This is a genomic window from Shinella sp. CPCC 101442 (assembly GCF_024704725.1).
Lineage (GTDB): Bacteria > Pseudomonadota > Alphaproteobacteria > Rhizobiales > Rhizobiaceae > Shinella.
In genome coordinates, this window is record NZ_JALIQS010000001.1 from 341,162 (window position 1) to 361,442 (window position 20,281).

Below are 20,281 nucleotides of genomic sequence, written 5' to 3' on the forward strand. Positions count from 1 at the left end.
CAGCCCCCTATCCACGGACGCGCTCGCTGCTCATTTTGCCTTGCCGGCCTTTGCGACCTCGCCCGCCGGAAAACGGATGACGACACGCGTGCCGCGCTTCTTCACGGCCGGGCTTTCGGCGTGGACCTTGCCGCCCATCGCCTCGACGAAGCCGCGGGCGATGGAGAGGCCGAGACCCGTGCCGGGCGTTCGGCCATCCGGCTTGCCACGTCGGTAGAACTTGTCAAAGATGCGGTCGATTTCGGTGGGCGCAATGCCCTTGCCGAGATCGGTGACGGAGATCAGCACGTCCTGCCCGTCGCGCCGCGCATAGACATTGACCGGCTCCTCGCCGCCGAATTTCACGGCATTGTCGAGCAGATTGAAGAGCACCTGGCCGAGCAGCACCGCATCACCCTCGATCAACGGGAGATCCGGCGCGATACCCATTTCGATCGTCGTCCCCGGAAAATATTTTCGCGCGCGCTCGACAGCCGCGTGAACAACGTCGGAGACGTCAAGACCGTCGCTTCTTGGTTTCAGCGTTCCTGCCTCGATCCGCGTCATGTCGAGCAGATTGGAGACGAAGAGGCTCATGCGGCCTCCCTCCTCCTCGATGGACAGAAGAAGATCGTCGCGGCTCCCGGGCTCCATCTCGCCGTCGGCCTGACGAAGGCTGGCGGCGGCGCCCATGATGGTGGAAAGCGGCGTGCGCAGGTCGTTGGAGATCGACGACAGCAAGGCTTCGCGATAGCGTTCGCCCTCCAGCCGCGCCGCCTGCCGCACGCTTTCCTCCGACAGCCGCGCGCGGTCGAGCGCAATGGCCGTCAGGTCGAGAATGGCCGAAAGCGCGCGCTCCGCATTCGGCCCCAATTGCTCCTCGCTCAGTTGGACCCCACAAACGCCGACGAGGCCATGCGGCCCCATCAGCGGGCGGAACTCGAAACGGCTGTTTGGCAGCGTGCCGGTTCCCGCGCCCGCCACTTCCTGCTTGTCGCGCGTCCATCGCGCGGCCGTGAAGTCGGTGACATCGAGTTCGGTATCCGGCGGCCAGACGGCAGCGACCTTGAGATCGCCCTTGTCGGGCACGAGCAGAACGATATTGCGCTTGAGGCTGGCCTGGAGATGGGAGACCGCAAGCCAGATCGCATCGTCGGCCTTGTCCGCCGTCGAGAGTTTTCGCGAGAACTCGTAGAGCGATTGCAACGCGGTGGCGCGCACGCGGGCGACTTCCGCCTGTTCCTTGATGCGCGAGGCAAAACCGCCGGCAATGATCGCCACCGACAGGAAGACGACCAGCGCAAACACCTCATGCGGCGCCGTTATCGTGAAGGTATGCAGCGGATCGATGAAAAGAAAGTTGTAGGCGAGCGCCGAAAGAACCGCCGAAATGAAAGCCGAGACATAGCCGCCCAGCACCGCGGAGCCGAGAACGGCGAGCAGGAAGAGCAGCGAAATGTTCGGCAGCTCCGCGAAGACGAAGACCAGCTTGCCGGCGATTGCGGTCGCACCGGTGAGCGCTGCGGCAATCAGCGCCGATTGCCTGTAGGAGGCGATACCCGGCAGCGCGAAGCGCGCCGGCGCGGGCGGCTTTTCCTTCTTTTCGGGCGTCACGAAATAGACGCCGAGACCGGCGGCCTTGCGCGACAGCGCATCGGGCAGCGACGGCAGGAAGAATTTGCGCCAGCCGCGGTTGCGCCGCGCGCCGATCACGACCTGCGTCGCATGTTCACGGCGGGCGAGTTTCAGGATTTCCTCGACGAAATCGTTGCCGACCACCCGGCGCGTCTCCGCCCCGAGTTGTTCGGCGAGCCGGAACAGTGCTTCCATGCGCTGCAACTGCTCGGTCGTCTCCGCGTCCCGGTCGGCGCGTTGAATGGAGACGACGATCCAGGGTGCGTTGAGGCCCGAGGCGAGACGGCTTGCCGCGCGCAGCACCTTTTCCGAGAGATCGTCCGGCCCGATGCAGACGAGAAGCCGCTCGCCACTCGCCCAGGGGCCTTCGATGGCGTTCTGCTTGAGATAATCGACCACCTGCTCATCCACCCGGTCGGCGGTGCGGCGAAGAGCAAGCTCGCGCAACGCCGTCAGGTTGCCGAGGCGGAAGAAGCGATCGACGGCACGGCTGGCGCTCTCGGGCAGGTAGACCTTGCCCTCCTTCAGGCGATCGATCAGTTCGGTCGGCGCCAGGTCGATGAGCAGGACCTCGTCAGCCTTCTTCAGCACCACGTCGGGAACGCGTTCGCGCACCGTTACCCCGGTGATCTGCGCCACGACATCGGACAGACTTTCAAGATGCTGGATGTTGAGCGCGGTCCAGACGTCGATGCCCGCCGCGATCAGCTCTTCGATATCCTGGTAGCGCTTCGGGTGGCGGCTACCTTCCGGATTGGAATGGGCGAGTTCGTCTACGAGTATGATTTTCGGACGCCGGGTGAGCGCACCGTCGAGGTCGAACTCCTCCAGCACCCTGCCGCGATGTTCGACGGACGCGCGTGGCAGCACTTCCAGGCCACCGATGAGAGCGGCCGTCTCGCCGCGCCCGTGGGTTTCCACGAGACCGACGACGACATCCACGCCCTCGGCCTTCAGGCGCCCGGCGCGCGTCAGCATGGCGTAGGTCTTGCCCACACCCGGCGCGGCCCCCAGGAAAACGGTCAGCTTGCCCCTGCGGTCTTTCTCCGCCAGGGCAAGCAATGCATCGGGGTCGGGCCTAAGGCCGTCGTCGCGCTCGTTGTCCGTCATTCTCACTCTCATGGTCCGCGCGCATCGGGCGCGAGGTTCAGCCTGAACATGTTCACCCGCCGTTGGCCGATGAATCCGAAAAACGGCTTTCTATACGATTTTCGTTACGGTTCGCTATCTCCGTTTCCGCAGGGCCCCTCGCCTTTGCGACCCGCACCGTCTGCGGACGCGCAAATGGCTATGGAACGTGCAGGCCGGCGCAGAATGCTGCAGCAGCAATACAAGCATTAAAGCTGATCGTGGAGGGGGCTCGGTGAGGAATAGGTGCAGGCGGCGGCCTGCCGATCAGACCGGGCCGATGGCGACCGCGCCCCGTTCACCCACGCGTGCGGGATCACTGTTCGGAAGAAGGATATGACCGCCCATAGGCCTGCGCGATATCGGCAACGATCGAAAGGGCGAGCGCGCGCGAATCCCTTGCCTTGTCGAAGATACCGATCGGTGCCTTGATGTGGGCAAAAGCCGTTTCGCCATGGCCACGCCGGCGAAGCGCTTCGCACCGTTTTGCATGGGTGCGGCGGCTGCCCAGGGCGCCGATGTAGAAGGCCGGAGAGGCGAGTGTAGCATCGAGCAGCGGCAATTCACGGTCGATGTCATGGAAGAGGAGCGCGACGGCCGTATCGGCATCGAGTTGGACCGGTGATGGCGCCTCACCGCGCTCGATGGTCAAGACCGCGTAGCCGGAGGCGGCCGCGACACGCGCGACGGCGCCGGTCTCCATGGGATTGCCGGCGAGAAGAAGACGCGGCTTCGGGCGATAGGCGCGAACGAAGGCGTCCCCGTGCCAACCACTTGCCCCCGCGCCGGGCTCGAAGAAAAGGGCCTGCGTGCCGGGATGATAGCGCAGGCGCACGGGCGTGCGGCGCCGAAGGCCCGCCAAAGCGCCGCGCAGCGCCGAGGTGTCCCGCAAGACATGAATGGCGAGGGTGATGCCCCCGCCACAAGGCAGAACGATATCGAAGAAAGGCGAGCCTTCGCCGAGGCGGAGGATACGGTCGATGCCCTTGCCGAGCGCGACCACCGCTTCGGCGGCGACGGCGGCCTCGGTGCAGCCACCGGAGACGAAGCCGCAATACAGGCCGTCCTGCCGCACCGCCATCTGTGCACCGATGGCGCGTGCGGCACCGCCGTGGATTTCCACGAGGGTGACGAGGGCGGTGCGGGAGCCTTCTTCAAGCGACTGCGCGGCGAAAGCGAGGATGTCGATCGCGTCGTCCGAAAGGAAGGCGGCGCGCGGTTCCGGCACGTGCATTTCCGGGTCGGGAAGGATGCCGGCGACCATGTCATTCCCCTCCCTGCGTTCCCTGCCAGCGGCGCACGATGCCCGGATCGAGATCGAAAAGATCGAGCACCCGTCCGACGGTGTGATCGACCATCTCCTCGAGGCTCTGCGGCCTGGCGTAGAAGGCCGGCACGGGCGGATAGATGATGCCGCCCATTTCCGTCACCTGCGCCATGTTCCTGATATGGCCGAGATGAAGCGGCGTCTCGCGCAGCATCAGCACGAGCCGGCGGCGTTCCTTCAGCACCACGTCGGCAGCGCGCGACAAAAGGTTGTCCGTCGTGCCGGTGGCGATCTCCGCCATGGTCTTCACCGAGCAGGGCGCGACGATCATGCCAAGTGTCTTGTAGGAGCCGGAGGAACAGACGGCGCCGATATCCTTGTTGGAATGGGTGGTCGTCGCCAGTGCCTCCAGATCCTGCTTCGAAAAGTCCGCCTCGGCCGCGAGCGTGATGCAGGCGGCGCGCGACATGATCAGGTGCGTCTCGATCTCGAGGTCGCGCAGCACTTCCAGGATGCGCTTGCCGTAGATGACCCCGGAAGCGCCCGAAATGCCGACGATCATGCGTCTTGGCCGCGTCGTCATGACCTATCCCACCGATTTGAGGAGTGCGGCGGCGCGAGCGGAAGCCTCGTCGCTGATGCGGGCGCGCACGCCATGGAAATTCGGGCCGCGCGTGGCATCAAGGCCCATGCGCGAGGTGGTGCCAATGCCGCTGGCCGAGGGGTCGAGCGCATTGCCTGGCAGGCCCTCGATGATGACGACGTCCTTGTGCGGCTGGAAATGGGTGGCGAGCGCCCAGAGGACTTCCGAGTCCTTGGTGATATCAACGTCGGCATCCACCACCACGACGTTCTTCAGGTACTGGTCCCAGCCGAGCAGGCCGAGCATGACCTGCCGCGCCTCGCCCTCGCGGGTCTGGTTCATCGCGATATAGGCGTGGAAGTGCGTGCCGGAGGACGGGTAGTGTACGGCCGTGATCGAGGGGAAGCGGGCCTTCAGCTTCTCCACGACTTCGGCTTCGCGCGGCACGCGGCCAAGGTTCAGGTGCTCGGCCGAATTGCCGCCCGCGACCGAGACGAGCATGGCATCGCGCCGGCGCATGATGGTTTCGACGGTGAAGAGATTGTTGGTCGAGCGGTCGGAAGAATAGCCGGTGAACTCGCCGAACGGCCCCTCCTCGACATGGGCCTCGGGGTCGATCACGCCTTCCAGCACGATCTCCGCATGGGCGGGAACACGGATGCCGTATTTCGGCGTCCGCACCACCTGCAAGGGTTCGCCCATCAGGCCGCCGGCCACGTCGCGCTCGTCCTCGCCGAAGGCGAGACGGGCGGAGGCGGCAATCATGAACAGCGGATGGCCGCCGATCACCATGGCGACCGGCATCGGCTTGCCCTTCTCCTTCGACATGTTCATCAGGCGCCAGAGATGGCCGCGCGAATGGAGCGAGGTCGCCAGCGAATTCTTCGAATGGATCATCGCGCGGTGATAGCTGAGATTGCCCGCCCCGGTTTCAGGGTGCTCGCCGATGATGATGCCCGAGGTGATATATTTCGCGCGGTCGGTATCAAAGTGCTTCAACATCGGCAGCGCGTTGAGATCGACATCGTCGCCGGAGATGATCTCTTCCGTGATCGGGCCGCTTTCCAGCAGTTCCGGCGTGAACGGCCGGTTGGAACGGGCCTGATAGGCCTCGTGCAGCCTATCGGCGGTCGAGCCGAGCAGGCGGGCAATGCGGTCGCGCGAGGCAAAGATGTTGCAGACGACTTCGGCGCCGATGCCGCTGACATTCTTCAGGTGCAGCATCGGATGCTGGCCCTTGTCCGCGAGGTTCCAGATCAGCGCCGTGGCGTCCTGATCGTCCGAGACCGGCCGGTCGATGGTGATGACGTCCTCGGGATGCTCCGCGTGGTAATCGGCCAGGAAACGGCGGATGTCTTGCTTGTGGTACTGGCTCATCTCTCGGCCTCGGTGTTCGGGGTTGGCGGGGCGTCATGCCCGCCCGATATGCAAAGCCCGCCGCCTTTCGACGGCGGGCGTTATTTATCAAGCCGGCTGTAGCAGGTGCTTGCCGGTGGCGCGGTCGACGCCGGCGTAACTGTCCGTCAGGCGTGCCTGGGCGTCCTTGACGTCGCGCGGCGGCGGCGACGGGTCGATGCCGACGAGCTTGGCGATGTTGTTGCCGAGATAGCCTTCCAGATCGTCCTCGGAGAGGTTGATGCCGTGCGGCGGGTCCTTGCAGAGCACTTCCAGCTCGCGCAGCCACATGCCCGGGTCGTTCGGCGGGCTGTCCGTGCCGAAGACGATCTTGTTCTTCGGCAGCTGCTGGGCGAACTCCACGATGCGCGACTGGAAGCACCAGCCGGATTCGCAGTAGACGTTCGGCGTGTCCATCGCCATCCAAAACGACTCGAACGAGTAGTTGCCGCCCGTCTGGATGCCGAAGTGACCGATGATGAAGTTGACCATCGGGAACTCGCGGATGATCGGGTAGAACATCGTCGGGATCGTGTACGGGCCGTCGCCGGTGTGGATGAGGACGACCACGCCGAGTTCGGCGCACTTCTTCATCGCCGGGCGCAGCCATTCGAGTGCGCGGTCGGGACGGTAGCCGTGCATGTTGGCATGCAGCTTCAGCATCTTGAAGCCGTATTCCTTGACGTGGAATTCCAGCTCCGCCGCGCCGTTTTCAGGCCCCCAGCGCGGGTTGTAGTTGAAGTTGCCGATGAAGCGGTCCGGATATTTCTGGCACAGCTCGGCGATATAGGCCATGTAGTCGCGAATGCCGTCGCGGCCCTTGCGGTTGCCGTCACGATAGCCGGTATTGCCCGGCGGCGGCTGGATGAAGCCCATGTCGATCCGGCGCGGCTTGCCGTTGATCATATAGGGGCCGTCCATCAGCTTGAGCATGCGCTCGCCGGTAAACGGCGTACCCGTATGGCGCCACGCCTCGTCGACGAGGTTGGTCGGGTGAAGATGGGTATCGATGATCATTGTTCACTCCGTTCAATTTACGCGGCGAGCGAGATGCCGTGCTGGCGCAGATACGCCTCGGCCTCTTCGACGCTTGCCGGCGGCTTGGTCGGCTCCAGGCCGATCATGCGGGCGACGTTATTGCCGAGGTAATCCTCCAGCGTGTCCTCATCGAGGTTCATGCCCTGCGGCGGCTCGTGGCAGAGGACTTCCAGAAGGTTGATCCACATGCCCGGCTCGTTCGGCGGCGTATCGGAGCCGAAGAGGATCTTGCGTTTGGGCAGGACCTTGGCGAATTCGACGATACGCGACTGGAGGCACCAGCCGGATTCGACGTAGACGCTCGGCGTATCCAGCGCCATCTGCATGGGCTCGAACACGTAGACGCCGCCGGTCTGCACGCCGAAATGCGCCAGGATGAAGTTCACTTCCGGGAACTCGCGGATGATCGGGTAGAATTCCGTCGGGATCGAGTACGGACCGTCACCGGTATGCACCTTCACCATCAGGCCGAGCTCGGCGCACTTCTTGAGCGCCGGGCGCAGCCAGTCGAGCGCGCGGTCGGGGCGGTAGGCGTGCATGTTCGCCTGCAGCTGCACCATCTTGAAATCGAATTCCTTGGCGTAGCGTTCGATTTCTTCGGCGCCGTTCTGCGTGCCGTAGCGCGGGTTGTAGACGAAGCAGCCGAGGAAACGGTCGGGATGCTCGGTCACCATCTTTTCCGTATAGGCCATGTACTGGCGGATGGCAGCCTTGCCTTCCAGGTCCATGATCTCGTGGGTGTAGATGGTGTTGCCTTGCGGGGGCTGGATGAAGGCCTTGTCGACGCGGCGCGGCTTGCCGTTCACATAATACGGGCCATCCATCATCTTCAAAAGCTTGTCGCCGGTGAAGGGCGGTCCATCGTGGCGCCAAGCCAGGTCCACCAGATCGGTGGGGTAGCAGCTTAGGTCAATTATCATTCCTGTTCTCCTGTCGTAGAGGGTCCGGTCGATGCGGGGCCGCGCGATGAACGCCATGCCGGCAAAAGCCGGGCGTGGATCCGCGAACTCAGGAAACGCCGATGACGGAGAAGAACGGCCGGGGGCCCGAACGGGGCGCAAACGGCGGGTGTTCCTTTCGTAGTCAGCATCGACATCGCAGCCTCATCTTCCAACAGACGGTGAGCAATTGTCGGTGCTTATACTCGACGCCAAAAAGACCATGGCGGCGGCTTTATGTCAATAAAAATATCAATCTAAGTCATTATTTTTAAAAGATATTTTTAGAAAAATGCCAGCGACCGCCCGCGCGCTGGAGGGTGCGCGGGCGGTTCAGACAGAAGGTCTTGAGCAGGCGGGTAGCGGCAGGAGAAGCGCCGCTAGGCCGCCAGGCAGGCGCGCAAGTTTCTGTCGATGCCGTCACGGTCGAGGTTGCGGCCGATGAAGACGAATTTCGACTTCGGCGTATCCTCGCCCCAGGCGTGATCCGGGCGGAAATCGACCAGCTTGTGCACCGCCTGGAGCACGAAGAATCGGTCGTCGTTCGCGACCGATACGATGCCCTTGGTGCGGAAGATGTCGTCGCCGTGTTCGCCGAGATAGTCCTTCAGGAAACCCGCCAGCTTCTCGCCGTCGAAGGACTGCGGATAGACGAAGGAGTGCGACTTCACCGTCGCATCGTGGCGATGCGGGCGCAGGGCCGTTACCGGGGTGTGATCATGCTTTTGGCCGTGATCATGGTGGTGGTCCGGGTGATCGCAGGCTGCGTCGTGGCATTCGATGTTATGCCCGTGATCGTGGTCCGGATGGCCGCAGGCCGCATCATGGCAATCGTGGCTGTGATCGCCATGCGCGTCGCCGTCGTCGTCCATGTCGATATCCAGGATTTCCGCCCGCTCGCGCACATAGGACGGCCGGAAGCCGTTGACGCCGAGGATGTTGGACAGATCCACCTTGCCATAAGTGGAACGCAGGATCGGCGCCGTCTGATTGAGCTTGCGCAGCGACGTTTCGAGCGAGCCGAGGGCTTCTTCTGACGCAAGGTCGATCTTGTTGACGAGAATGCGGTCGGCCGCGACGATCTGGTTGACCGCCTGGTTGTCGCTGCCGTCGAGCACCGGATCGTAGAGGTGCTGGTCGATATGCATGGCATCGACAAGCGTGACGATGGCGTCCAGCTCGACTTCGTCGGCGACGCTGCGGTCGACGAAGAAAGCGGTGGCGACGGGTGTCGGGTCTGCCAGACCTGATGTCTCGACGATGATGTGGTCGAACTTGTCCTTGTGGCTGAGCAGCTTCTTCATCACGTCGATGAGGTCGTTGCGCACATCGACGAAGCAGCAGATGCAGCCGTTCTGCATCTGGAAGATTTCCTCGTCGGAGGCGAGCACCAGGTCGCTGTCGACATCCACTTCGCCGAACTCGTTCTCGATCACCGCGATGCGGTGACCATGCCGTTCGGTGAGGATGTAGTTGAGCAGCGTCGTCTTTCCCGATCCCAGGAAGCCGGTGAGGATCGTGATCGGGAGCTTCTTGTTGGCCGGTTCGATATGCATGTTCATGCGCCCTTCTCCCTCAAGGCTTTCAGGATGTCTTCCGGAGTGATCGGATAGTGATGGAAACGGACGCCGATGGCGTCGTGGATGGCGTTGGCGATGGCCGGGCCGATGGCGATGATCGGGTCCTCGCCGACACCCTTGGCGCCCCAGGGGCCGCCCGGATCGGGTGCGGCTTCGAGGATGATCGTCTCGATGTCCGGCATGTCCATCGACAGCGGCATCTTGTAGTCGACGAGGCCGGCATTGAGCGACCGGCCGGTCTTCTTGTCGATAACGTAGTCCTCGGTCAGCGTGTGACCGATACCCTGCTGGATGCCGCCTTCGATCTGGCCCTGCGCCGCGATCGGGTGGATGACCCGGCCGATATCGTGCACCGGTATGACGCGCTTGACCTCGACGATGCCGGTTTCCGTATCGACATGCACCTCGGTAAAATGCGCGGCGAAGGAGTAGGATTTCGTCGGCTCGTAGGTGCCGTTCGCGACGATGTTGGCGGCGGGAATGCCACGCGACGGGCCCATCGCCTCGGCCACCGTCATGAAGCGGCCGGCGTCGGATTTCAGGAAGATCGTGCCTTCACTGAGATCGAGGTCGGCGGACGACACTTGCAGCTTGATCGCCGCCCGTTCGAGCACGGCGGCGCGGACCTTGGTAGCGGCCATCTTGGCGGCGGTGCCGACCAGATAGGTGGTGTGGCTGGCGAAGGCGCCGATATCCCACGGAACCACATCCGTATCGCCGTGGATGACACCGACATCCTCGAAGCGCACGCCGAGTTCTTCGGCAACGATCTGCGCCAGCGCGGTATGCGCGCCGGTGCCGAGACCGGCAGCCCCGGTGAGCAGCGTCACCGTACCGTCCTCGTTGACCTTCACGGTCGCGTTGCCCTGTTCCTTGATGCCGGGATAGGCGGAGGAACCGTGCATTTCGCAGCCGACGCCCCAGCCAATGCGGATGTGCGGTTGCCTGGGGTCCGGCGTGCGGTCGCGGTTGCGCAGCGTCTTCCAGTCGAGCACGTCGATGCCGTGCTGGAGGCAGATTTCCAGCCCGTGACCGAGGATCGGGTGACCAGACGGCGCTATGTCGCCTTCCCGCACGACGTTCTTCAGCTTCAGCTCCGCCGGGTCCATGCCCAGCCGTTCGGCGGCCTCGTCCATCTGGATGTCGAGCGCATAATAGCTCTGCACCACGCCATAGCCACGGAAAGCGCCGTTGATCGGCGTGTTGGTGTAAACGCAGCGCCCTTCCAGCCGCACGTTCTCGCAGCGATAAAGCGAGGTCGCGGCGGTGGTGCCGACGATCGTCACACCCGGGCCGTGCGAACCGTAAGCGCCCGAATCGTAGACCAGCTTCATGTCGCGGGCGACGAGGGTGCCGTCGTTCTTGAAGCCTTGCTTCAACCAGATCTTGCAGGGGTGGCGCGCGCGGCCGGCAATGAAGGTCTCGTGGCGGGTGAATTCCATCTTCACCGGGCGGCGCGTTTCCTTCGCAAGCAGCGCGCACAAAAATTCGTGCTGGAAGCAGTCCTGCTTGGCGCCGAAGCCACCGCCCATATGGTCTACGAGCACGCGCACCTTGGTGAGCGGCAGGCCGAGCACTTCGGCAAGGATGCCGCGCACCATGAAGGAGGACTGCGTGGAGGTCCAGAAGGTCAGCTTGTTCGAGCCGTCCCAGTCGGCGATGCAGACATTCGGCTCCATATAGGCCGGATGCGGCCGACCGCCGGAAAATGTGCCTTCGAGCACGAAATCCGCCTCGGCAAAACCGGCCTCGACGTTACCGCGATTGACGCGCACCGGATCGAGCACCAGGTTGCCGCCAGGCCCGACCTCGTGGATCAGCGGGGCACCCGGCTGGGCCGCGTCTTCCGGCTCGAAAACGGCCGGCAAGGGCTCGTATTCCACCTCGATCAGGTCGAGCGCTTCGTCGGCGATCTCCTCGCTGATCGCAGCGACGGCGGCTACGCCCTCGCCCCAGAAGCGCACCTTGTCATCGAGGATATACTGATCCTTGGTGCAGGAGGCCGAGCGCGGATGCGGCGAGCCGTAATGCAGCACGCGCGGCACGTTTTCGTGCGTCAGCACGGCCTTGACGCCCGGATAGGCGAGCGCCTTGCTGACATCGATGCTCTTGATGCGCGCGTGGGCGACGGTCGCGCGTTTGGTCTTGCCGTACAGCATGCCGGCAAGCTTGACGTCACCGGTATATTCGGCCTCGCCCGTCACCTTTTCCAGCACGTCGTCACGGCGCACGCTCTTGCCGACGATCTTGAATTCGCGCTCTTCGATAGGGGTGTTGATGTTCATGATCTTGCAGCCTCCATCTCGCGCGCGGCGGATTTGATCGCGTCGAAAATCTTGGTGTAGCCGGTGCAGCGGCAGATGTTGCCGCTGAGGCCGAAGCGGATGTCTTCGTCGGTCGGGCGCGGATTGTCGGCGAGCAGTTTCTTGGCCATCATCAGTATGCCCGGCGTGCAGAAGCCGCATTGCGAGGCGCCGTGCTGCATGAAGGCATCCTGCAACGGATGCAGCGTATCGACGCTGGGCTGCAGCCCTTCGACCGTCTCGATCGAGCGGCCTTCGGCCTCGACGGCGAGCATCAGGCAAGCATTGACCGGCTCGCCGTCGACCAGCACGGTGCAGGCCCCGCAATCGCCGACGTCGCAGCCCTTCTTGGTGCCGGTAAGGCCGACATCGTCGCGCAGCGCGTCGAGCAGCGAGCAGCAGGCCTCCACCGCCATGTCGCGCGCCTCGCCATTGATGGTGAGTTCGACGATCCGTTTCATGCAAAAGCCTCCAGTGCCTGTTTGATGGCGCGACCAGTCAGCACGCCCACCATGTCGCGACGATAATCGGCGCTGGCGCGCACGTTGCTGATCGGCGTGCACTCTTCCATCGCCTTGTTCGCGGCATTCTTGATCGTCGCCGCATCGAGCGCCGTGCCGCGCAGCATGGCTTCTGCCTCCGGGGCCCGCAGCACGGTCGCGCCAACGGCGCCGAGTGCGATGCGGATGTCGTTGCAGAGGCCGTCCTCCATGGTGAGGCTGACGGCGACGCCGACGGTGGACAGTTCCATTGCCTTGCGGCGTCCATGTTTCAGATAGGCCTTGCCGCTGTTGTCCAGCGCTGGCGGCACCGTGATGCCGGTGACGATCTCGCCCTTGGCGAGCACGCTTTTGCCAGGTCCGGTGAAGAATTCGGCAAGCGGGACCACCCGCATGTTGGTGCGGCTGTAGATGTGCACGAAGGCGCCGTCGGCGATCAGCGGCGGGATCGTGTCCGCCGACGGCGAGGCGCGACAGACGTTGCCGACGACGGTGGCGCGGTTGCGCACCTGGATGGAGCCGAGCGAGGCGAAGGCCGCGCGCAGGTTCGGATAACGCTGGCGTACCAGCGCAAGACGCTCCAGACGACCGACCGTCACCAGCGCGCCAAAAGTCAGGCCGCGCGTTTCGTCATAGGTGATGTCGGAGAGACCCGGGATCTGCTTGATATCGACGACGTGGCGCACACGGCGCAGCCGCTCGCGAATTTCGACCAGCAGGTCCGTGCCGCCGTTGAACAGAAAGGTGTCTTCGCCGAGTTCGGCAAGAAGACGGGAGGCATGTTCCAGCGTTTCCGCCCGGTGGTATTCAAAGCGCCTCATGGCATTCCTCATGGGGTTCGGGGCTCCGGCGGCGCGGGCCGCCGGACTGGTCGTGGCACTCTTCAGGCGTGGCCGGTGGCCGGGGCGCCGTTCTCGATCACGGTTTCCTCCGGCTCTTTGGCGGGTATGCCGTTGAAGAGAATGTTGAGCAGTGCTGCGGCAAAGGTGCCGACAAGCACGCCGCTGTGCAGGAATTTCCCGACCGCAGCCGGCAGCTGGTCGAAGATGTTTTCCGCAACGACCGGCACCATGGCGAGGCCGACGCTGACGGCGACGATGTAGAGGTTGCGCCGGTTGGCGACGAAATCCACCTTCGCCAAAATCTTCACGCCCGTCGCCGAGACCATGCCGAACATCACGATGGCGGCACCGCCGACGACGTAGCTCGGGATGGACGCGCTGATGAAGGCGACCTTCGGCAGCGAGCCAAGCAGAATCAGGATGGCGCCGCCCGCGGCGACCACGAAGCGGCTGAGCACGCCGGTGATCTGGAGCAGGCCGACATTCTGCGCATAGGTCGTATAGGTGAACGTGTTGAGGAGGCCGCCGATGATGTTGCCGACGCCATCGGTGCGAAGGCCGCGGGCGAGGTCCGACTGGCTGATCTTGCGCCCGGCCATGTCGCCCACCGCCAGGAACTGGCCGGTCGATTCGATCATCATGACCGTCATGACCGCACAGAGCGACAGGATCGACCAGAACTCGAAGATCGGCCAGCCGAAGGCGAGCGGGTGGATGATGCGCACCCACTCGGCATCGCCAACCCCATGGAAATCCACCTTGCCGGCGGCAATGGCGATGGAAAAGCCGATGCCGATGCCGATCAGGACGGCGAGATTGGACAGAAAGCCCTTGAGAACGCGGGTAAGAAGCAGGATGGAGAGCAGCACGATGGCGGCGACAGCAAGTCCGAAGGGCGCGCCATAGGCGGGGTTCGGGATCATGCCTTCCGCCCCCCGGATCATGGGCTGGCCGCCGGCCGCCCAGTTGACGCCGACGCGCATCAGGGAAAGGCCGATGACCAGCATGACCGTGCCGGTGACAACAGGCGGAAAGAAGCGCACCCAGCGTCCGAAGAACGGCGCGACAAGGATGGTGAAGACGCCGGAACCAATGACGGCACCGATGACGCCGGGCATGCCCAGCTCCGGATTGGTGCCCGTCGCGATGATCGAGGGCACGGCCGTGAACGAGACGCCCATCATGATGGGCAGGCGAATGCCGATGTTCCAGATGCCGAGCGCCTGGATCATGGTGACGATGCCGCAGGCGAAGAGATCCGCGCTGACCAGCATCGCGATCTGTTCCTTCGGCAGGTGCAGCGTACTGCCGACGATGAGCGGTACGGCGACCGCCCCCGCATACATGACGAGAACATGTTGCAGACCCAGAGCAAACAGGCTCGGGACGGGATACATCTTTTCGACGGGATCCGTCGTATCGGGCTTGGACATTCGCTTTCCTCCCAGCGAACAGCTTCCGGCGCGGTGGTGGGCATCTTGGCCTCATGTTTTGTCACCGCACGCCGTACAAGCGGGATCATGCTTCTGGCCAAATCAGCAAACAATCGGCATAATTATATTTATTCATCTAGTAATTGAATGAATGGGGCCGCATGGACATCACGCTGAAACAGCTTCGGGCCTTCGTCACCGTGGCCAATCTCGGGCAGTTCACGCTCGCCGCCGACAAGCTCGGCTCGTCGCAATCGGCCGTCAGCACGCTGGTGCGGCAGCTGGAGACGAATCTGAACCTGCGGCTGTTCGACCGGCACACCCGGCTTCTTCGCCTGACCCAGGCGGGCATGGACATCCTGCCGATCGCCGCGCGCGCCGTCGCCGATATCGAGGGCATGGTGGAAAGCTCGCAGGAGCTGAATGCGTTGCGTCGCGGCAAGGTCACGATGGCCGCGGGCACCGTGCAGGCGGCGCTGATGCTGCCGCAGCTCGTGCATGGCTTCACCAAGCTCTACCCGGAGATTACGGTGGCGCTGCATGACGTCGCGGAAAAGACGGTGCTGGAGCAAGTTTCCAACGGTTCCGTCGATCTCGGGCTCGGCACGGTGCCGGAGGACGACCCGGAACTCGTCGGCACACGGCTCACCACCGATGAGTTCCTCGTGGTGCTGCATGCCGAGGATCCACTGGTGAAACGCCTTGAACTGCGCTGGACGGACCTTGCCGATTGCAAGCTGATCGGCCCGCAACGCGGCAACCCGATCCGAGACCGGCTGGAAAATGAACTGGCGCGCAACGGCATCGTCCTGCCGCTCGACAAGTCGATGCAGGAAGTGGCGTTGCCGTTGACGATCATCGGCATGGTCGAGGGCGGGCTTGGCGTCGCCATCATGACCTCGGCGGTCACGCGGCTTGCCACCTCCATGGGTCTCGTCGTGCGCACGCCGAAGGAGCCGCATATCAAGCGCGAGGTCAGTCTGATCCAGAAGCGCGGCCGCTCGCTGTCGCCGGCCGCGCGGCGGTTTCGCGATTTCCTGCTGAAATCGGTCCATTGACCCGCTAAAAATTCCAGCGTTATCTGATGGTGCTGCTGGACCGCGCGATAGCCGGGCAGGCAGGGCGCAGCGGCTCGACGCTGCGCGCGGAGGCCGGTGCCCGATGCGCGCCGGGCCAGCCGCCGCTCCCAGCCACACCAGACCAGGAGCATTCATGGCTCACGCCCTGAACGACCGCGCCATCCATTCCGGCGAACCCGCCCGGCCAAATCGCCCCGATCTTTCCACCGACGCCATCCGCACGGCAAAGGAAGACCTTGCCGCCTGCTTCCGCATGGCGGCGCGAAACGGTTTCGAGGAAGGCATCTGCAACCATTTCTCCGCCGTCGTACCCGGCCATGACGATCTTTTCATCGTCAATCCCTACGGCTACGCCTTCCGAGAACTGACCGCCTCGAAGCTGCTGGTCTGCGATTTCAACGGCACCGTCGTCGATGGAGAGGGCGCGCCGGAAGCCACCGCCTTCTACATCCACGCCGAAATCCACCGCCGCCTGCCGCGCGCCAGGGTCGCCTTCCACACGCATATGCCCTACGCGACGGCACTCTCCATGACGGATGGGCCGCCGATGATCTGGGCCGGGCAGACCGCGCTCAAATTCTACGGCCGCACCGCCGTCGACGAGAACTACAACGGTCTGGCGCTCGACTACGCGGAAGGTGCACGCATCGCCGGCACTGTCGGCGATGCCGACATCGTCTTCCTGAAGCACCATGGCGTGCTGGTGCTCGCCCCCTCCATCGCCGAGGCCTGGGACGACCTCTATTATCTCGAGCGCGCCGCTGAAGTGCAGGTGCTTGCGATGTCGACCGGCCGCACGGTCTCACCGGTCGATCCCGATATCGCGCAGGCTGCCTACCAGCAGATGCGCGAAGGCGACGCGGCGTCCGCCAGGGCTCATCTCGCGGCCATCCGCCGGCAATTGGACGCCGAAGAACCACAATATCGGCATTAATTTCCTGAAGAATGGGCGCCATTGCTCAGAGTATTGGCGCCCTTTTTCTGAAATGCCAATCAATTGAATTATTAGAATTTTCTCCAGAATATTTTGCAAATGCGAGAAAACTTAGCACCTGCGATTATTACGGATCATTTATCAAACAATTGAAATAATGAATTTGTTTAAACTAATCGCCCATGCTTAGTTTTCCGCCATAACAAGAAGGTGGGAACGAATGGTACGTGACACTGCAACTGCGTCGCTCGCAAATCTGGCCCCCGGCCGGTCCTTTGCGCTTACGGGCGGAACCGTCATTCACGAGGACGGCACGCAATCGGCCGGCGATATCATCGTGGGAGCGGACGGGCGCATCGTTGCGGTCGAACCCTATCTCGACACCGGCTCCTGCGGCGCCTGCGTGGACATCACGGGCATGCTGGTTTCTGCCGGCTTCCTCGATGCCCACCAGCATCTCGACAAGACCGGCGTGCTGCGCTTCACGCCCAATCCTTCCGGTACGCTGCAGGGCGCCCGCGAGGCCTTCGCCAAATATGCCCGCACCGCCGGCCCCGACGACATCCACAAGCGTGCCACGCGCACCGTCGAGCGATGTCTCTCCCGCGGCACGACGGGCATCCGCAGCCATATCAACGTCGACAAGGATGCCGGCTTCCACGGCATCGAGACGCTGGCCGGTATCCGCGATGCCGAAAAGGATCGCATCACCCTCCAGCTCGTCGCCTTCATGACGCCGCATCCGGGCCAGGATTTCGACTGGCTCGGCAAGAACATCGACGGCGCGGTGGCGCTTGCCGATGCCGTCGGCGGCACGCCGGCTGTCTCCGAAGACCCGCCGCGTTATCTCGACATGCTGTTTGCCGCCGCCGTGAAGGCGGGCAAGCCGGTCGATCTGCATCTCGACGAGCATCTCAAGGCCGACGTGCACCTGCTGGACGCCGCCCTCGAACGGGTCGAGCGCTTCGGCATGCAGGGCCGCACCGTGTTCAGCCACGTCTCCGTGCTGAGCGCCCTGCCCCGCAAGGAATTTCAACGCATCGCCGAACGCCTGCTCGCGCTGGATGTCGGCGTGGTGACGCTGCCCGCGGCAAACCTCTATCTGCAGGGCCGCGACGCCGAAATGTTGCCGCCGCGCGGCCTGACGCGCGTCGCCGAGCTTTATCGCGCCGGCGTCACCATCGCGACGGCCTCCGACAATATCCAGGACCCGTTCGTGCCGACAGGCTCCGGCGACATGCTGGAAATCGCCCGCTGGACGCTGCTGGCCGGTCATCTGCGCGGCGACGAGCTTGCCGCCGCCCACCGCATGATCACGACGGCGCCGGCCCGCCTGATGGGGCTTGGCAAGGAGCATGGACTGAAGCCCGGTGCGCGCGCCGATTTCATCGTCACCGATTGCATCGACACCGACACGCTGGTTGCCGGTGGGCCGGACCGGGCCTTCGTCTTCTCGAAGGGCCGTCTCGTCTCGCACAGCGCGACCGAAACGGTCCGCATCAAGGAGGATGCATAACCGAGCGGCGACTCCGGGGGGATTGGACTTCAATCTAAGGGGAGACTGGAATGAACAAGACCGTGTTTTCACGTCGTTCGCTGCTTGCATCCACCATCGCACTCACGCTCGCCGGCCCAGCCTTGCAGGCGCCTGCTCGTGCCGACGACTTCAAGATGGGCCTTCTGGTCCCCGGCAGCATCGGGGAAGAAGGCTGGAACCGGATCGCCTTCGACGCACTGAAGCGCGTCGAGAACGAACTCGGCGCGAAGATCAGCTATGTCGAACTGCCGGAGAACCCGGCCGCCTTCGAAAAGGCGTTCCGCGACTATGCCAGCCAAGGCTATCAGGTCGTCTTGGGCCATGGCTTCCAGTTCCAGGATGCCGCGCTGACGGCGGCGGAGGATTTTCCGGATACCGTCTTCCTCATCTCGTCGAGCCGCATCCACGAGGGCAAGGTCATCGGCCTGAACACCGATGCCAGCCAGCCCTTCTATCTGATGGGCGTGATCGTCGCGACGATGGGCAAGGGCGCCGGTCTCATCGGCGGCATGGAAATCCCGCCCATCACGCAGGCCTTCGAAGGCTTCGTCAACGGCGCGAAGAGCGTGAACCCGGATTTCCCGGTCTCGACCGTCTATCTCGGCAGTTTCACCGATGCGAGCGCGGCGAAGGAAGCCGCCTTCAGCGTGATCTCGCAGGGCGCCGATTTCGTCATTCCCAATGCCAATTCGGCGGGCATGGGCGTCATCCAGGCCGCGCGGGAATCGGGCGGCAAGGCCAGCACGTTCAGTGTCTACAGCGACTATACCCACGCCGCGCCTGAGAACGTGCTCGGCACATTCCTCGCCGACTACGGGCAGGGCATCGTGCGCATCGTCTCGGGCATCAAGGACGGCAAGGTGCCGGACAGCAATGTCGATTTCGGCCTGAAGGACACCGACGTCATCAAATTTACCTACAACGACGCGGCCACCAGATCGGTGCCCGCGGAGCTTCGCAAACTCGTCGACGACGTGCGCGCGAAGATCGTTGCAGGCGATATCCAGACCCGCGCGAAGTGACGTGAAGATCCGGCGCGGGCCCCGGAAAACCAGCACAATGGGAGGAAGTACAATGAAATTCTCAAGAAGACTGTTCCTGGAAGGTGTGGCGGCCCTGTCGATCGCCCTTGCCATCCCGGCAATCGCACAGGCCGATGATTTCAAGATGGGCCTTCTCGTGCCCGGCAGCGTCTCGGAAGAGGGCTGGAACCGCATCGGCTTCAACGCACTGAAGGGCGTGGAAAGCCAGCTCGGCGCGAAGATCAGCTATGTCGAGCTGCAGCAGAACCCGGCCTCCTTCGAAAAGGCTTTTCGCGACTATGCGAGCCAGGGCTACAAGGTCATTCTCGGCCACGGCTTCGAGTTCCAGGACGCAGCTCTGGAAGTCGCGCTCGACTATCCCGACACCTACTTCCTGATCTCGTCGAGCAGCATCCATGAAGGCAATGTCATCGGCCTCAACACCGATACCAGCCAGCCCTTCTACCTGATGGGCGTGATCGCCGCGAAGATGGGCAAGAAGGCCGGCCTCGTCGGCGGCATGGAAATCCCGCCGATCCAGCAGGCCTTCGCCGGCTTCAAGAACGGCGCGAAAAGCGTCAACCCGGACTTCCCGATCAGCGAAGCCTATATCGGCAACTTCACCGATACGACGGCAGCCAAGGAAGCCGCACTGAGCATGATCTCGCAGGGGGCCGATTTCGTCGTGCCGAACGCATCGGGTGCCACCGTCGGCGGCTATCAGGCGATCGCCGAATCCGGCAAGGACGTACGCTCCTTCTCGATCTTCAGCGACTTCACGCCGGTCGCGCCCAACAACATTCTCGGCCTCTATGTCGCCGACTATGCGCAGGGTGTGGTGGAGGTCGTCAAATCGATCAAGGACGGCAGCCCGCCGACGGAAAACGTCATCTTCGGCCTCAAGGACCCGAAGGTCATGTCCTTCACCTTCCGCGATGACGGTCCGGTCTCCGTGCCGGCGGAGATCCGCGCCGAAGTGAAGGCGATCAGCGACAAGATCGCGGCCGGCGAGATCAAGACCGGCGGCGAATAAACGGTCGCGCGCTGCGGCGGGCCACCCGGCCGCAGCGCGCCTCGCCGAATGCCAC

16 protein-coding genes are annotated in these 20,281 nt (G+C 63.7%); 5 read left to right on the forward strand and 11 right to left on the reverse strand.

The features are described from left to right. Window positions 1-30: 30 nt before the first annotated feature. The 11 genes from MUO32_RS01640 to MUO32_RS01690 all read right to left on the reverse strand — a co-directional run bounded on the left by MUO32_RS01640 (window position 31) and on the right by MUO32_RS01690 (window position 14,621). Complete coding sequence (locus MUO32_RS01640; RefSeq protein WP_257946487.1) at window positions 31-2,724, reverse strand: sensor histidine kinase KdpD; 2,694 nt, start codon at window positions 2,722-2,724, stop codon at window positions 31-33. A gap of 334 nt (window positions 2,725-3,058) precedes the next feature. Beyond that, window positions 3,059-4,006 (reverse strand): XdhC family protein, encoded by a 948-nt coding sequence (locus tag MUO32_RS01645; RefSeq protein ID WP_257946488.1) that lies wholly within the window; start codon window positions 4,004-4,006, stop codon window positions 3,059-3,061. A gap of 1 nt (window position 4,007) precedes the next feature. Continuing rightward, complete coding sequence (locus MUO32_RS01650; RefSeq protein ID WP_257946489.1) at window positions 4,008-4,592, reverse strand: UbiX family flavin prenyltransferase; 585 nt, start codon at window positions 4,590-4,592, stop codon at window positions 4,008-4,010. A gap of 3 nt (window positions 4,593-4,595) precedes the next feature. Next, on the reverse strand, window positions 4,596-5,969 hold the full coding sequence (locus MUO32_RS01655; protein WP_257946490.1) for a UbiD family decarboxylase: 1,374 nt from the start codon (window positions 5,967-5,969) through the stop codon (window positions 4,596-4,598). Between the two features lie 87 nt (window positions 5,970-6,056). Then, window positions 6,057-7,004, reverse strand: a complete 948-nt coding sequence (locus MUO32_RS01660; RefSeq protein WP_257946491.1) for an amidohydrolase family protein — start codon at window positions 7,002-7,004, stop codon at window positions 6,057-6,059. Between the two features lie 17 nt (window positions 7,005-7,021). Beyond that, window positions 7,022-7,945 (reverse strand): amidohydrolase family protein, encoded by a 924-nt coding sequence (locus MUO32_RS01665; protein ID WP_257946492.1) that lies wholly within the window; start codon window positions 7,943-7,945, stop codon window positions 7,022-7,024. 398 nt (window positions 7,946-8,343) lie between these two features. Beyond that, window positions 8,344-9,525: a GTP-binding protein gene (locus MUO32_RS01670; protein ID WP_257946493.1), complete on the reverse strand. Its 1,182-nt coding sequence runs from the start codon at window positions 9,523-9,525 to the stop codon at window positions 8,344-8,346. Continuing rightward, window positions 9,522-11,828, reverse strand: coding sequence for a xanthine dehydrogenase family protein molybdopterin-binding subunit (locus tag MUO32_RS01675; protein WP_257946494.1), 2,307 nt, complete (start codon window positions 11,826-11,828; stop codon window positions 9,522-9,524). Before MUO32_RS01675 ends, MUO32_RS01670 begins: the two co-directional genes overlap by 4 nt. Next, the gene (locus tag MUO32_RS01680) at window positions 11,825-12,307 is read right to left on the reverse strand and encodes a (2Fe-2S)-binding protein (protein WP_257946495.1); all 483 of its coding nucleotides are present in this window, start codon (window positions 12,305-12,307) and stop codon (window positions 11,825-11,827) included. Before MUO32_RS01680 ends, MUO32_RS01675 begins: the two co-directional genes overlap by 4 nt. Then, window positions 12,304-13,167 carry a xanthine dehydrogenase family protein subunit M gene (locus MUO32_RS01685; RefSeq protein WP_257946496.1) on the reverse strand — a complete coding sequence of 288 codons (864 nt, stop codon included), beginning with the start codon at window positions 13,165-13,167 and terminating at the stop codon, window positions 12,304-12,306. Before MUO32_RS01685 ends, MUO32_RS01680 begins: the two co-directional genes overlap by 4 nt. 62 nt (window positions 13,168-13,229) lie before the next feature. Further along, window positions 13,230-14,621 (reverse strand): nucleobase:cation symporter-2 family protein, encoded by a 1,392-nt coding sequence (locus MUO32_RS01690; RefSeq protein ID WP_257946497.1) that lies wholly within the window; start codon window positions 14,619-14,621, stop codon window positions 13,230-13,232. Window positions 14,622-14,782: 161 nt separating this feature from the next. On the opposite strand from MUO32_RS01690, the gene MUO32_RS01695 reads away from it, so the two are divergent. The 5 genes from MUO32_RS01695 to MUO32_RS01715 all read left to right on the forward strand — a co-directional run bounded on the left by MUO32_RS01695 (window position 14,783) and on the right by MUO32_RS01715 (window position 20,226). Beyond that, window positions 14,783-15,679 carry a LysR family transcriptional regulator gene (locus MUO32_RS01695; protein ID WP_257946498.1) on the forward strand — a complete coding sequence of 299 codons (897 nt, stop codon included), beginning with the start codon at window positions 14,783-14,785 and terminating at the stop codon, window positions 15,677-15,679. Window positions 15,680-15,833: 154 nt separating this feature from the next. Further along, window positions 15,834-16,634: an aldolase gene (locus MUO32_RS01700; protein WP_257946499.1), complete on the forward strand. Its 801-nt coding sequence runs from the start codon at window positions 15,834-15,836 to the stop codon at window positions 16,632-16,634. Window positions 16,635-16,854: 220 nt separating this feature from the next. Beyond that, window positions 16,855-18,150, forward strand: coding sequence for an amidohydrolase family protein (locus tag MUO32_RS01705; RefSeq protein WP_257946500.1), 1,296 nt, complete (start codon window positions 16,855-16,857; stop codon window positions 18,148-18,150). A gap of 50 nt (window positions 18,151-18,200) precedes the next feature. Then, window positions 18,201-19,193, forward strand: a complete 993-nt coding sequence (locus MUO32_RS01710; RefSeq protein WP_257946501.1) for a BMP family protein — start codon at window positions 18,201-18,203, stop codon at window positions 19,191-19,193. A gap of 52 nt (window positions 19,194-19,245) precedes the next feature. Then, complete coding sequence (locus MUO32_RS01715; RefSeq protein ID WP_257946502.1) at window positions 19,246-20,226, forward strand: BMP family protein; 981 nt, start codon at window positions 19,246-19,248, stop codon at window positions 20,224-20,226. Window positions 20,227-20,281: the final 55 nt, after the last annotated feature.